A 13,449-nucleotide genomic window follows, 5' to 3' on the forward strand; every position below is an offset into this window, starting at 1 on the left:
TGGGCGCCCAGCCGCTGATGGCGGCGATCCGAACCTGAGAAGATGCCGCGACGACTCCGCCGCGCCAGCACCTTCGAGCAGAGCGGCCGAGTTTTCGCACAGCCTCGACCCGTTGCGGACATTGGTCTGGCGCTCGATAGTCCCGCCATGTTCGCAAAATGGTTCAAATGGATGGGGCTCTTCGAGTCGCACGTGCCAAGTCCCCGGAGCAATCGTTGCGCGATGTGCGGACGCCAGTTGAGTCGGGACGATGATCCGCTTTCCGGCGATTGTGGCGGTGACTGCTGGGGATGCATCGGGAAGATCGAAGCTGACCTTGGTTGGGAGCCTTCCCTCGAATTTGTCAGGAAGGAAATCTTGGACGGCCTGCGCGACGGTCGCGGCGAGCCTCGATCATCAACTCGGCGGTCCGGCCATAAGGCCATTGAGGGCGGTTCAGTCGAACTTGAGCCGAAACTCTCCGCACTGCACGCGATCATGCGGCTGCTTCGGGATGAATGGGACCCGATTGGCATGATGCCGCATCTCCCCGCTGACGAGTACGACAGCTATGCAAATCGGGTGTTTTCGATGCTCAGCGCTGGCGCCTCTGTTGAAGAGGTCGCGAACTATCTCAGCGCCTCTGAAATGACTGGAGCACCCGACCTCGACCGTGATTTCAAAGTGGCGCAGAAGGCTGTGCTGATCATGAACAGTCGTAACCTGCCATAGGTGCAGGCGCGTCCGCTCCCCACCCCTAGCAGACCCATCCACCGGCTGTTCGCGGCAATGGCCGAGCTGGACGCCGATCGCGGCGACGGCTGTTCGATCCGCCCGCTACATGCATTCGGACAACGCGATCAATGTCCCCGATCATGAGGACGCTGCTAGGCCCACCGTCCAGGCGCCGCCCGCCCGATCCTCCCCCAAACCCCCTAGAATTGGGGTATTGCGCGCCCGGCGAAACACAACCTAACGTCGATCATCCTCGACGGTCCGCCGGCGAGGCCAGGGTCGGGCGCTCGCAAGGGCGCGCCCCGGCCGGGCGGTCGTCGCTCTGTACAGGCTCTCGGGCTAAAGGCGGCGGCGCACGTGGTTCACGTGTTCTCAACGCCCGGCTTCCCGTCCCTTCCACGCCGCGCGATCCTGCGCAAACCCCTTGTCCGCCAAGGCTCGCTCGGCGAGACTCCAAGTCCGATGAAGTCGAATCTCGATCACCTGCCTGACCGCCAGCAAGAAGAGCTGGCCGCCATCACCGGCCACCTGCTGCGCGGCTTCGAGACGGCCACGGCCGGCGGCACCTCGACCTGGCGCCGCTACGCCAAGATCCACAAGATCATCCTGTTCGGCAGCTATGCGCGCGGCGACTTCGTCGACGAGCCCGAGAACGGTTACCTGTCGGACTTCGACATCCTGGTGGTGGTCAGCGACGAGAAGCTGACCGACATCGCCGAGTACTGGTACGAGACCGAGCAGAAGATCCTACACGACCCGGCCATCGGCCGCATCGTCAACCTGCTGGTCAACGACCTCGACGACATCAACAAGGGGCTCGACGCCGGGCTCTACTTCTTCCGGGAAGTGATCGAGCAGGGCATCGTGCTCTACGAGGTCCCGGGCCATACCTTCCATCGGCCGAAGCCACTTTCGCCGGTCGCGGCGCTCGAACTGGCCAAGCGGTACAACAAGATGCAGTCAGACTCGATGCGGACGTCGCTTGAAACAGCCGTCTACTGCATGTCTCACGGCCAGACCTTGGATTGGCCCCAGAATGCCGCGTTCAATCTGCATAAAGCCGTCGAGGCAGCATATGTCGGTGCACTCCTCGTCACCGGCTTCTACGCGCCACGCTCGCATAACATCAAATTTCTTCGCAGCTTAGCTGAAGCCAAAGCGCCATCACTCGTGTCAGCCTGGCCGCGCGAGACGCGGGAACAGCGCAAGCCGTTCGAGAAGCTCAAGCGCGCCTATGTCGACGCCCGCTACAACCAGGAAACCTACCAGATCACGTCCAGCGAACTCGAGCACCTGAAACGTACCGCCGAGACCCTGATCGGCCTGGTCCGCGCCGTCTGCGACCAGCGCCTGACACAACTGGCCAAGGCGGCGGAAGAGGAAAGCTGAGCTCTCGGCATTCCCGCGTCAGGGATCGCAACCCGAACGGGCCGAGACCCCGAACCGGAGAGGGGAGGGGGCTCGGGGCGGCTCCGCCGCCTGGAGCCCGGCCGCCGAAGGCGGGACGCCCTGACGGTCCACCATGACCGCAACACCACACCGCTGGCTCCACCCCGGCGCCGATGCAGCGTAGGGGGAGATCGACGTTATGGCCTTCAAGAGGGTGAAGATTTCCTGCCCGACGTCGCGGGCTTCAGGAACAGCGTCTCGGTCGTCGTCGAGGCCAAGGCCCGATGGAAGTTGGTGAGCGCCTTGCCCTGCCGTGGAAGGGATCGCTGTCGATCTGGCTGGCCAGAACGTTACGGCTCCAACCAAGCTCGACCGCCTGTTTGATGTATAACCGGCGCTCGGCCGGCTCTGCAACACTGTCCAGCAGCTTGATGTGATGACCCCAGGGCAATTGTGCAGAAACCTGCTGCACAAATTCCAAGTCGGGATAGGCTTCAGCGAAACTCCTCATATATTTGAGGTTTCGCGGCGAGAAGCCCTTCATCTTCGGGAACTCGGCCAGCAGGTCCGTCGCTAAGCGATCGATCACCTTGCCCTCCTGCCTTCACGCGCCTGGCGCGTGAGCACACTCGTCCGACCGACTAGTAGAGCTGCACGAGCTCGCGATTGACCAAGATCACGGCCGCCAGACGCGCGCGAGAGGGGAGGGGGGCTCGAGGCCGCCCCGCCCTTAGGAGCCGGCCGCAGTTAGACGGGACGCCTCGCGGTCCCAACTTCACAGCTGTAACAATTCGTTCCTCTGCTAGAGCTCGCATAACGGCGATATCGCCGCTAGGGTCGCCGCATCGTCGGCCACGATCCATGGGCGCCGGCGGCTGAGAGACTAGGCCTTGCCCCACGCTCCCGCCTGACGACGCGGGAGGTCTCGATGGCCGTTTTCCTGTTCTATCCCAGACTGCATGACGGCGCCTGCCTGACCTTCGTCACGGCCAGCCTCGCCGACGACGCCGAGGCCCTGCGCCACGCCGCCCTGGTCCTGGCGGACCACGACTCGGCAGAGACCGTGTCGGTGTGGCAGGGCGAGCGCCCCGTCGGCGCCGTGGGCCAGGGCGGTTTCACGTCGCCATCCCGGGGCGCGGTCCTTCTGGTCGAGGACTGCTTCTTCCAAGCCGAGGCCTTCAGCCTGTCCCTGCGCGGGGCCGGCTTTGCGGTCACCTGCGCCGGCGACGAGGCCCAGGCCCTGGCGCATCTGCGCCGCCATGACCCGGATGCGGCCCTGGTGGACCTCGATCTGGGCGAGGGACCGTCCTACGCCGTGGCCGAAGCCCTTGAGGCCCAAGGCGCGCCATTCCTGTTCATCACCGGCTATGACCCCGGGGTCCTGCCGCCGCGCTGGCGCCACGTCGACCATGTCTGCAAGCCGGTGATGGGCGGCCAGGTCGTCGAGGCCGCCGAGAGGCTCCTTGGACCGACCCTGACCCGCAACCCCGCCGCCCCACACCTGCATCGCGCGCCGCCTCCCCATACGGCTTAGGCTTGGGCGCTCGCCCAACCGGACCAGGATCAGGCCACGGCCACATCCGCGCCAGCGCACCTCTCAAGCGTGATCTCAACGCCCGGATCGAGGGACCCACGGCAACCCTAGCCCCGCCGTCCAGTCCGACCGAGCCGCAGGGGAGGGGCCCGCCTGGAGCCCGGCCGCTCGCGCCCCCCCCGTCCCCCTGACGGTGTGGTTGGATCATGAAACGGAAGACCGGATGTCGACGTCAGGCGCATCGCCAGGGCTGCGACGTCACTCCGAACCCGGATTCTCGACTGCGGTCCCTGCCTGTCGACCGCGCCCCGGAAGGCGGAGATCTGCCTGTCGCACCTTCGCCTCCTGCACACCGCCTGCCACGACAGGCTGCACAAGGCGGAGAAGCGCGACCCGGACTGGCGCCGGGCGATGGGCATGCCGCCCAGGGCCGACCAGGCCGCCCGCAGGCTCAGGCGACCAGCAGCCCCCTCATCCTCCCGGCCCCTCTAACCGCCTGACCGCCCGCCAGAACGACCAAGGCCTGGCGCTGACCTGCTCGACCTCGAACCAGGCCTCCTCTCCCTCGAAGTCGGGCACGCGCTCCTTGTCGATGAAGCTGTCGCGGCTGCGCTGGGCGCGGCGCGTGCCGCCCTCGAAGGTGAACATCAGCGTGCGGCCAGGGTCGGCGCCGCCATACTGGCGCACGCGCCGCAGCTTCACGATCTCGCGGCTGACGATCCTCTCCGGCGTAGGCGCGTGCGGGCTCGCGCGCCGGCCGGCGCGTTGGGTGGGCATGACAATCTCCGTGTTCCTGAAATGTTCTCATTCCGGAGCGCCGAAGAGTCAACAGCTCACGACCCCAAGTTGGCCGCACATCGGGGCCGCGATCAGCGATCGCCAAGGCCAGAGCTTGAGCCAAGCCTTCAGGAGAGGGGCTGGGGGCGGCCCCGCCGCCTGGAGCCAGGCCGCCGCAGGCGGGACGCCTCGCGCTCCCAACCTCACGGCTGTAACAATTCGTTCCCCTGCTCGCGCTCGCATCCTGGAGCCACGCAGCCTAGGGTCGCCGCATCGTCGGCCACGATCCACGGGCGTCGGCGGCTGAGAGACCTGGCTTTGCCCCACGCTCCCGCCTGACGCCGCGGGAGGTCTCCATGGCTGTTTTCCTGTTCTATCCCCGTCTGCCGGACGGCGCTTGCCTGACCTTCGTCATGGCCAACTTGGCCAATGACGGCGCCGCCCTGGAGCACGCCGTCCAGGTGCTGAACGATCACGCCTCGGCCATGGCGGTTTCGGTGTGGCAGGGCGAGCGCCACGTGGCGACCTACCGACGCCCCGCCGCCAGGCCGTCGTGGAAAGACCCGTCCGAGACACCGTGGGCGATCCCCTGTTCGTAACGGCGAATTCACGCGACAGACCGCGGCGGATGCGGGATCCAGGTCGGGCTGATGACTATGCCGATCCCAAGGAGCCCTGGATGCTCGCCTTCCTCGCCGCGCTGGCCGCCGCGGCCGTCTCTGTCCCTCCTCAACCGGCGCTGACCCAGGCTATCGCCGCACGCGACGCGGCCCTGTTCGACGTCATGTTCGCCCAATGCGATCCGGAGGCGCTGGCGGCCCTGGTGACCGAGGACATGGAGTTCTACCACGACAAGTGCGGGGCGATGGACCGCAAGGCCTTCGTGGACGACTACGCCAGCAGCTGCGCGGCCAAGCGCGCCCCGGACGCCTGGCGTTCCCGGCGCGAGCTGGTCCCCGAAACGCTGAAAGTCCATACCATTCCCGGCTTCGGCGCGGTCGAGGAGGGCGCTCACCGTTTCTATGAGCGCAAGGGCGAGGGACCCGAGCGCCTGGCCGGCACGGCGCGGTTCTCGATCCTGTGGAAGCTGGGCGCCGACGGCCAATGGCGCATGGCCCGGACTTTCAGCATCGACCACGCGGCCGCGCCCTGATGATTTTCCCCGGCGCCGGACCAGGCTCGCGCGACACAGAGGATTGAGCCGCCCCCGGGTCCAGGCGGCTGTCTGGGCGTTCGTTCAAGGCGTCAGCGCACGTTTCAAGCGTGATCTCAACGCCCGGATCGAGGAGCCCAGTCCGGCGACCAGTCCGACACCCGCCCCGCCGAAAGCCTCCACCGGACCGAACGCGAGGAAGCGATCGCCTGGCTGCGCATCCTCTGGACGATCCCGATCTTAAACGAGGTCCTGGAAGGCTTCTTCCGGTGGCGCCGCGAAGAGCCCAAGGCCCGGGCGATCTATGACGACCGTTCCCGCCGCGTGCACGAGGCGTTCTTGGCGCGTGCACGAGGTGTTCATGGCGCGGACGCCGGTCACCGCCCCGACGCCGGCGCGGGCTCAGTGACAGGTCGGGGTCTCGAAGTGCTCGGCCAGGAAGGTCCTGATCAGCTCGGCGCCTTCCCGCCACAGCGCAGTAGCCGCCTCGATATCGGCGGCGGCGTCCATCTGGCGCGTGATCCGATCGACGGTGCGACCCAGGCGGCGATAGGCCTCCACCTGCGCCAGGGTCAGGCGGCCAGCCTTGAGGTCGTCGCGAACCATCATGATCCGGGCCAGCAACGCGTCGGCCTCGTCCTGCTGATCGTCCACCCGCCTAGCGCCTTATGTTCAGAGCCGCCCCCGGACCCCGATCATCCTCATCCGCCCGTCGTCCACAAGCCCCCCGGCGGTGTGGCAGGATGGCGCGACGAATCTTCCGGACGCCAATGCCCAACGCCCCGCCCACAGCCCTGGATCAGCCCGACCTCGCCGCCCTGGAGGCCATGGCCGCCCAGCTGGAGGCCAGCGGGCGCTATCGCCTGCTGCGCCGGTTCGAGGGCTGCACCCTGCACGCCGGCGCTGATCCGGCCACGCTGAAGCGCGGGATCTTCCTCGACACCGAGACCACGGGCACCGATACCCGCAAGGACGAGATCATCGAACTGGCGATGGTCCCGTTCGATTACGACGCCGAGGGCCGCCTCTGCGCCGTCCACGAGCCGTTCATCGCCCTCCACCAGCCCTCCAAGCCGATCCCGGCCGAGGTGACCAAGATCACCGGCATCACCGACGCCATGGTCGATGGCCAGGCGATCGATCCCGCCCAGGTCGCCGCCTTCATCGCACCAGCCCTCATCGTCATCGCGCACAACGCCGCCTTCGACCGTCCGATCGTCGAGCGCCTGACCGAGGCCTTCAAGCTCAAGGGCTGGGCCTGCTCCATGAGCCAGATCGACTGGAGAGGGGAGGGGGCCGAAGGGACCAAGCTCTCCCACCTGGCCAGCCGGTGTGGTTTCTTCTTCGACGGCCACCGCGCCGAGAACGACTGCCTGGCCGGCCTGGAGATCCTGGCCCGCCCGCTCGCCGACGGCCGCACGGCTCTCGCCCACCTTCTCCAGGCCGCCCGCGCCCCGACCTGGCGCATCACCGCCACCAACTCCCCCTTCGAGCAGAAGGACAAGCTCAAGGCCCGCGGCTATCGCTGGAACGGCGACGACGTCGCCGGCCCCAAGGCCTGGTACACCGACGTCGCCGAATCCGACCGCGAGGCCGAACTTCTCTTCCTCACCCAGGAGATCTACGGCTACGATCCTGGCCTCACCCCACGCCGGATCACCGCCTTCGAGCGGTTCTCGGAGCGAGCCTGATGACGAAAGGCCCTCGCCCGCCTGAAGACCTGACGTCCGCGAGGGGCAAGCAGCCGACATCCAGCCGATCGTGGCCCTGTGGCGCACGTCCATGGCCCAGCGCGCGCAAAGACATCCGATCTTCACACCCAAGGCCGACGGCTACATCGCCTTCGAGCGCTTCCTGGCCGAGCACATGGCGGCAAACAACGCCGCGGTCGTCGTGGCCGAAGCCGGCGGCGAGATCGTCGGCTATGGCATTTGCCAGCTTCGCCGGCGCCCCGCCTATTTCGAGCCCATCGAACACGGCCTGATCTCCGACCTCGACGTCGCCGCCAGCCATCGGCGGCGCGGCGTCGGCGAAATGATCCTAGGCGCCCTCTGCAATTGGCTGGCCGGCCGCGGCCTCACGCGAGTTGAGATCGAAGTGGCCACTGCCAACGAGATAGCGGTCAGCTTCTGGCGCAAATGGGGTTTCGAAACCTACTGCCAGACCATGGGCAGAACCCTCTAACCCGGCCAGACCGATGCACATCCACCGTGTTCAAGTGGCGTAGGTTGGCGCTGCCCGGCCGGCAACGCGGGCCTTAGGATCGGCAGGGAAAGGTTATGGGTGGACGTTTGGGTCGCTCGTAGAGAAATCGCGCGGACATCACGACGTCTCAGGTCTCAGGGCTCCCGCGTATTCCGGGCCTATTGTGTGGTCAGGCTCACTGGTCCAGAGGCTCGACCTCCGTCACCTGTCGGCGCCACCGGCCCGGAGCCTCTCCGGTTAGATGGGTGAAGGCGCGGGTGAAGTGCGCTTGATCGGCGAACCCGCAGGTTAACGCGATCTGGCCCAGGCTTTGGTCCCCTGTGATCATCAACCAGCGTGCACGCTCGATACGCTTGCGCGTCACATACTTGGTGAATGGCGAGCCGAAGCTGATCCGAAAGCAGCGGGAGAAATGGCTCGTGCTCAGCCGCACCTGATCCGCCGCCTCGGCCAAGGTAATCCGGCGTTCAATCCGCTCGTCGATGTAGCGGCCGACACGCCTGACCTGCCAAGGCAGGAGGCCGCCGGGGCGGCAGGCATCGTCAGGCGACAGCAGACGCCGCGCGGCCGCCAGGTAACGGCGGGCTGCCGACATGTCGTCTTCGAGACGCTCCAGGCCTTCGCGCACGAGGAGGTCGATCGTCGCCAGATCTGGGGCCTGCCCCTGAACAGCGCCCGGCCGCGCCCCATCCAGCCAGCGTTCGTCTATGACCGGGCGCGAGAAGGGTCGCTGCGTGGCCTCGAATGCGCCCGGCGTCGATGTGCGAAGAGGTAGAGATTCAGCGATCATGGCGACCTACGCTTTCAGTCAAGGCGAGGCCAGCCGCCTCCCGTCGAAAGAGTGGTTAGGGAGCGTCCGCACTTCTGGCCAACGGCATTTCGGCGCGACCAATTCTGCATAAATGCAGTTTGAGAGATGCGCCGAATTCTTGCCATCACTTGCTGACCGGCCCCGTAGCGGGACGCCGGGAATGCAAGGAGATGGGTATGACGAGCACGGCGTTCATCAAGAAGGAAGCCGCCTATCTGGGTGTGCCGTGGGAGGACGCTTACGGTTACGCCCAAGCGATCAAGGTTGGAAACATCATCCGCGTCTCCGGCCAGCTCAGCCACGATAGCAACGGCAAGCTGGTCGCGCCGGCGGCGCTGAATGAACAGGGCAAGCCGGCCGATTTTTCGACGATGGAAGCGCAGATGCGCACCACCTACGCCAATGCGGCCAGGCTCTTGGCGCAGTTCGGGGCCAGCCTGGACAATGTGGTCGAGGAAACGCTCTTCGTTCTCGACGTAGACGCTGCTTTCGCGGTCGCGGCCAAGGTTCGTGGCGAGGCCTACGACGTCGCGCGCCCCCAGGTCGCCAGCAACCTGATCGGCGTGACGCGGCTGGCCTTCCCCGAGCAGCTGATCGAGATCACCTTTACCGCGGTGCTGCCGGAAATCTGAGCGGACGCCAAGGTCCGTCGGGCGCCGCACGCGGATCGCAGGCGTCGCCCAGACGCCCTTCGACGAGATCGCGCTGCCGGCTGATCGTTTCGACGCAATGGCTCATGAAGGCGTAGATCCGGCCAGATCGGCGGATATCCGGGTGGGTCAGGAGCCAGAGGTCGTCGCTGAGCGCCGGTTCTATTGGTCCCACCCTTTCGATATCCGGCGACAGGTCGCCCAGCATGCAAGGTAGATATCCCACGCCCAGGCCAGCGGCGATCGCCGCCGCCGCGCCGGCGACCGAGTCGGTGCGGTAGGCGATGCTGTCGGCTGGAACGCGGGTCCCGACCAGGTCGGCCGCCTTCAGGCCCGAAAGCCTTCCACCGTACGACACCCATTGACGCTCGGCGATGGGACGGTCGCCGCCGATCGAACCAGCACACGCCGAGTACGGGGCCCAGGCGATCGTGGCGACCTTCCGCCCGAACAGGTTCTCAGGCGGAGCCTCGGTGGCCCGGATCGCAATATCCGCCTCACCACGCGCCAGGTTCATCGCACCATTGCCGACGTTCACCTCAACTCGGATCGCTGGGTTCTGGGCCTGGAACGAGGCGATCATGGGCGTGAGGAAGTAGAGCAGGATCGAGTCGCTCGTGGTGATCCTGAGATCGCCCGCATGACCCTGCGCATGGCCGGAAACCCGCCGCGCGACGCTGACCACGTCCAACTCCATCCGCCCAGCCAAGGCGACGATCTGTTCGCCCTGCGCGGTGGCGACATAGCCCGTTCGGCGCCGATCAAAGAGCGCCACGCCAAGCACCTCTTCGACCCTCGACAGGCGGCGCGCGATGGTCGAGCCGTTGATGCCCAGCATGTGGGCAGCGGCCGCGAGCGCGCCTGTCTCGGCGATCGCGCGGACAATGCGCAGGTCGTCCCAAGAAAGCTTGCTGATTGGGTCTCCCATGCGGGGCGTTTGCTCAGGCTCGGTCGTCGTCAACTCTCCGCATCAAGCGACTTCAGCGCCTGCTGTATGGTCGGGCTTTCCCGAAACTAAATGGTCTATTTGGCCAAGACGCCGGTAGCGCGATTTGCAGGTCTGATACGACACCCCATTAGGCGTGATGCGGGTCCGACTTTGCCGCCGGCCCCGAACTTCTCCATCGCGCTAGCCAAGGCCAAAAACAACTTTCGCGGCGGCGACGCCAAGCGTGGAGCACCGGGCGATGAACACCTGTATGTGCGCCAAGGCTCGATCTCACCCGACCGCCGGCGACCTGAACGTCGTGCTCCTGGCGGTGGGCTAATGTCGGCTGTTGGCGCACTTCACCACCCCGGAGCAATAAACTTGGGCTCAGCGTATCGGCGGCGCCGCCGCAAGCATGTCCGCATTTAGCGCCTGCAGGCTCGACCGCATCGCAGCGATCTGTTCCGCAGATAGCGGCAGGCGGTCGACGACACCGCGCCGCACCTGCAGAACCTGGTCTCGCAGCGCCCAGCCGGCGTCCGTCAGGTCGACCCACACCCTGCGCTCGTCGACCTCGTCACGCACGCGGCGCAGCAGGCCGGCGGTCTCCATCCGCTTGACGAGCGGCGTCACCGCGCCGGTATCCATGCAAAGGCTGCGGCGCAGGTCGCCCATGCTGGTACGCTCAGTCCGCTCCCACAGAGCAATGAGGACCAGATACTGCGGATGGGTCAGGCCCAGGGGTTCAAGCAAGCCGCGATAGATCTTGGTGACGAGACTGCTCGCCACCTGGAGAGCTAGGCATAGCTGCTTGTCGAGATGCAGTTCGTCATAGGCCGCCTGAGCACTTGGCGTTGGCGAGGGGGTGGGGGATGGCATTGCGGACGCTCGCCCTAACTTCGGTCCACAGGACTCGATGGGAGGCAGAGATAGGTCGCCAACGTTAACGCGGAGTTGCATCTGCCGAAAGTGAAAATATCAAAGTCGATATAATCATGTCTTAAGCATCGCCGTTTAAACCGGCTCCATTCGTTGTTTTGGAGATCGGAATGTTCGGCATCGACGGCAGGCAGGCGAGAGCTCTTCGCGAACGAGTCACCGAGCTGGAGGCGATCGTCGCGGCGGTTCGTCGCTCCCAGGCGGTGATCGAGTTCGAGCTGGACGGCACGATCATCGACGCTAACGAGAATTTCCTGGCCACGATGGGATATCGGCTCGAGGACATCCGCGGCCGAAATCACAGCCTGTTCGTTGCTGCGGAGGATGCTGCAAGCGCGGAGTATGCCCGCTTCTGGGAGCGCCTTCGGGCCGGTGAGTTCTTCGCCGACGCTTTTCGCCGGGTCGGCGCGGGCGGAGCGGAGGTGTGGATCCAGGGCACGTACAACCCCGTGTTCGACGCGGAAGGCAAGCCCTACAAGATTATCAAGTTCGCGAACGACATCACCGAAGCGCGGCGGCGACAAGCGGCCGATCTCGCCGAACGCGATCGCGCCGAAGCAGTGCAGAGCCGCGTGGTCTCGACCCTGGCGTCGTGCCTCGCACGACTCGCGAGCGGCGATTTGACCACGCGCATCGAGGCGGACTTCTCAGGCGACTTCGACCGTATCAAGCAGGACTTCAACAGCTCGGTGAACAGTCTCGCTGAAGCCATGGGCGCGATCGCCGACACCACGGACAACCTGCAGGCAGGGTCCGGTGAAATCGCCAGCGCGGCCGAGGACCTGTCGCGCCGCACAGAGCAGCAAGCCGCCAGTCTCGAGGAGACAGCCGCGGCCCTCGATCAGATCACCGCAACGGTGCGGACGAGCGCCGACGGCGCTCGCCAAGCCTCCCTCGCCGCGTCGCACGCCAAGAGCGACGCCAGCGCTTCGGGAGAGGTGATGCGGAACGCCATCCTCGCGATGGAAGCGATCGCCCAGGGCTCTGGCCAGGTCGGCCAGATCGTCGGGGTGATCGACGAGATCGCCTTTCAGACCAACCTCCTTGCGCTGAACGCCGGGGTGGAAGCTGCCCGCGCGGGAGAGGCCGGTCGCGGCTTCGCCGTCGTCGCCCAGGAGGTCCGCGCCCTGGCTCAGCGTTCAGCCGAAGCGGCCAAGGAGATCAAGAGCCTGATTTCCACCAGCAGCCAACAGGTGACGCACGGCGTGGAACTGGTCACGAAAACGGGTCAGGCGCTCAGCGAGATCGTCGACAAGGTGACGGACATCGACGGACTGATCGGCGCAATCTCGCGCTCGGCGCAAGAACAGGCCGCGAGCCTCAACCAGGTCAATGCGGCCGTCAATCAGATGGATCAGGTCACGCAACAGAACGCGGCGATGGTCGAGGAAGCCACGGCCGCCGCCGCCAACATCGAGAGCGAAAGCCGGCACCTTGCCCGCCTGATGTCGCGCTTTGAGACCGGCGCGCGCACCCGGACGACCCAGTGGTCGCGGGACCTTGCCGCGTGACCGCTCGGGCAACCCAGGGCTCGCTTCGTCTATGAACGTTCAGCGTCGCAACAACGTCACCATTGAGGGCGAGGGATCGCGGACGCTGATGTTCGCCCACGGCTATGGCTGTGATCAGTCCATGTGGCGGCTGGTTGCCCCGCACTTTCTCGCCGACAAGGTCGTTCTGTTCGATCACGTCGGAGCAGGAGACTCTGACGTCAGCGCTTACCAACGTCAGAAATACGCTGGTCTGGCCGGCTATGCCGAGGACGTGATCGAGATCTGCGAGGCCCAGGGGCTTCGCGAGGTCGTCTTCGTCGGCCATTCGGTAAGCGCCATGATCGGCGCCCTGGCGGCGATCCGTCGGCCTGACCTCTTCAGTCGCCTGATCATGATCTGCGCCTCGCCGCGCTTTGCTAATGACGAAGGCTATGGCGGCGGGTTCGATCAGGCGGACCTTGAGGATCTGATCGAGCTGCTCGCCAAGAACCAGCTGGACTGGTCGTCTGCGCTCGCCCCGGCCGTGGTCGGCGATGCCGGCTTCCAGGCCGAGTGGCGTGACAAGGTGTGCCGGATCGACCCGGTCATCGCCGAGGACTTCGCCCGCGCGACCTTTCTTTCAGATCATCGCTCGGATTGCCGGAGCGTCTCGACCCCGACCCTACTCATCGAGTGCAGCGACGACGCGCTCGCACCCGCAACCGTCGGCGCCTTCGTTCATGAGGCGATCGCTGGCAGCCAGCGCGTCGTTCTGCAGGCGACGGGGCACAGCCCCCACCTTACGGCGCCCGACGCTGTCCTCGACGCCATGCGCGCCTTTCTCGCGGGCGCTCCGGCCGCAACGGCCTGAAAGACT

16 protein-coding genes are annotated in these 13,449 nt (G+C 66.1%); 10 read left to right on the plus strand and 6 right to left on the minus strand.

Features of this window, described 5'->3' with window-relative positions:
- Positions 1-42 precede the first annotated feature (42 nt).
- Positions 43-711 carry a hypothetical protein gene (locus tag DDF62_RS24670; RefSeq protein WP_133244990.1) on the plus strand — a complete coding sequence of 223 codons (669 nt, stop codon included), beginning with the start codon at positions 43-45 and terminating at the stop codon, positions 709-711.
- A 465-nt stretch (positions 712-1,176) separates the two neighbouring features.
- Positions 1,177-2,103 carry a HEPN domain-containing protein gene (locus DDF62_RS24675; RefSeq protein ID WP_116491580.1) on the plus strand — a complete coding sequence of 309 codons (927 nt, stop codon included), beginning with the start codon at positions 1,177-1,179 and terminating at the stop codon, positions 2,101-2,103.
- 244 nt (positions 2,104-2,347) lie between these two features.
- Here the strand turns inward: DDF62_RS24675 and DDF62_RS25905 are convergent, their stop codons facing one another.
- Entirely contained in the window at positions 2,348-2,692 is a 345-nt protein-coding gene (locus DDF62_RS25905; protein ID WP_208866936.1) for a DUF1016 N-terminal domain-containing protein, read from the minus strand.
- Positions 2,693-3,031: 339 nt separating this feature from the next.
- On the opposite strand from DDF62_RS25905, the gene DDF62_RS24685 reads away from it, so the two are divergent.
- Positions 3,032-3,637 (plus strand): response regulator, encoded by a 606-nt coding sequence (locus DDF62_RS24685; protein WP_116491581.1) that lies wholly within the window; start codon positions 3,032-3,034, stop codon positions 3,635-3,637.
- Between the two features lie 471 nt (positions 3,638-4,108).
- On the opposite strand, the gene DDF62_RS24690 is transcribed toward DDF62_RS24685, so the two are convergent.
- Entirely contained in the window at positions 4,109-4,414 is a 306-nt protein-coding gene (locus DDF62_RS24690; protein WP_116491582.1) for a hypothetical protein, read from the minus strand.
- A gap of 356 nt (positions 4,415-4,770) precedes the next feature.
- On the opposite strand from DDF62_RS24690, the gene DDF62_RS24695 reads away from it, so the two are divergent.
- Complete coding sequence (locus DDF62_RS24695) at positions 4,771-5,013, plus strand: hypothetical protein (protein WP_116491583.1); 243 nt, start codon at positions 4,771-4,773, stop codon at positions 5,011-5,013.
- Positions 5,014-5,093: 80 nt separating this feature from the next.
- On the plus strand, positions 5,094-5,567 hold the full coding sequence (locus DDF62_RS24700) for a nuclear transport factor 2 family protein (RefSeq protein WP_116491584.1): 474 nt from the start codon (positions 5,094-5,096) through the stop codon (positions 5,565-5,567).
- A gap of 402 nt (positions 5,568-5,969) precedes the next feature.
- Here the strand turns inward: DDF62_RS24700 and DDF62_RS24705 are convergent, their stop codons facing one another.
- Entirely contained in the window at positions 5,970-6,221 is a 252-nt protein-coding gene (locus tag DDF62_RS24705) for a hypothetical protein (protein WP_116491585.1), read from the minus strand.
- A gap of 116 nt (positions 6,222-6,337) precedes the next feature.
- Here DDF62_RS24705 and DDF62_RS24710 point away from each other — a divergent pair, with 116 nt between their 5' ends.
- Both DDF62_RS24710 and DDF62_RS24715 read left to right on the plus strand, forming a co-directional pair.
- The gene (locus DDF62_RS24710) at positions 6,338-7,258 is read left to right on the plus strand and encodes a 3'-5' exonuclease (RefSeq protein WP_116491586.1); all 921 of its coding nucleotides are present in this window, start codon (positions 6,338-6,340) and stop codon (positions 7,256-7,258) included.
- A gap of 58 nt (positions 7,259-7,316) precedes the next feature.
- Positions 7,317-7,751, plus strand: coding sequence for a GNAT family N-acetyltransferase (locus DDF62_RS24715; RefSeq protein ID WP_116491587.1), 435 nt, complete (start codon positions 7,317-7,319; stop codon positions 7,749-7,751).
- Between the two features lie 196 nt (positions 7,752-7,947).
- Here the strand turns inward: DDF62_RS24715 and DDF62_RS24720 are convergent, their stop codons facing one another.
- A complete protein-coding gene (locus tag DDF62_RS24720; RefSeq protein ID WP_116491588.1) occupies positions 7,948-8,562 on the minus strand; it encodes a helix-turn-helix domain-containing protein in 615 nt (204 codons plus the stop codon).
- Positions 8,563-8,759: 197 nt separating this feature from the next.
- Here DDF62_RS24720 and DDF62_RS24725 point away from each other — a divergent pair, with 197 nt between their 5' ends.
- Complete coding sequence (locus DDF62_RS24725) at positions 8,760-9,215, plus strand: Rid family hydrolase (protein WP_116491589.1); 456 nt, start codon at positions 8,760-8,762, stop codon at positions 9,213-9,215.
- Here the strand turns inward: DDF62_RS24725 and DDF62_RS24730 are convergent.
- Both DDF62_RS24730 and DDF62_RS24735 read right to left on the minus strand, forming a co-directional pair.
- Positions 9,190-10,194, minus strand: a complete 1,005-nt coding sequence (locus tag DDF62_RS24730; protein WP_243410579.1) for a LysR family transcriptional regulator — start codon at positions 10,192-10,194, stop codon at positions 9,190-9,192. The genes DDF62_RS24725 and DDF62_RS24730 overlap by 26 nt on opposite strands.
- Before the next feature lie 354 nt (positions 10,195-10,548).
- Positions 10,549-11,040: a MarR family winged helix-turn-helix transcriptional regulator gene (locus DDF62_RS24735; RefSeq protein WP_116491591.1), complete on the minus strand. Its 492-nt coding sequence runs from the start codon at positions 11,038-11,040 to the stop codon at positions 10,549-10,551.
- Between the two features lie 164 nt (positions 11,041-11,204).
- On the opposite strand from DDF62_RS24735, the gene DDF62_RS24740 reads away from it, so the two are divergent.
- Positions 11,205-12,611, plus strand: a complete 1,407-nt coding sequence (locus DDF62_RS24740; RefSeq protein ID WP_425267073.1) for a methyl-accepting chemotaxis protein — start codon at positions 11,205-11,207, stop codon at positions 12,609-12,611.
- Positions 12,612-12,642: 31 nt separating this feature from the next.
- Positions 12,643-13,443 carry an alpha/beta fold hydrolase gene (locus DDF62_RS24745; RefSeq protein ID WP_116491593.1) on the plus strand — a complete coding sequence of 267 codons (801 nt, stop codon included), beginning with the start codon at positions 12,643-12,645 and terminating at the stop codon, positions 13,441-13,443.
- Positions 13,444-13,449: the final 6 nt, after the last annotated feature.

Source organism: Caulobacter radicis (assembly GCF_003094615.1).
GTDB classification, from domain to species: Bacteria; Pseudomonadota; Alphaproteobacteria; order Caulobacterales; family Caulobacteraceae; genus Caulobacter; species Caulobacter radicis.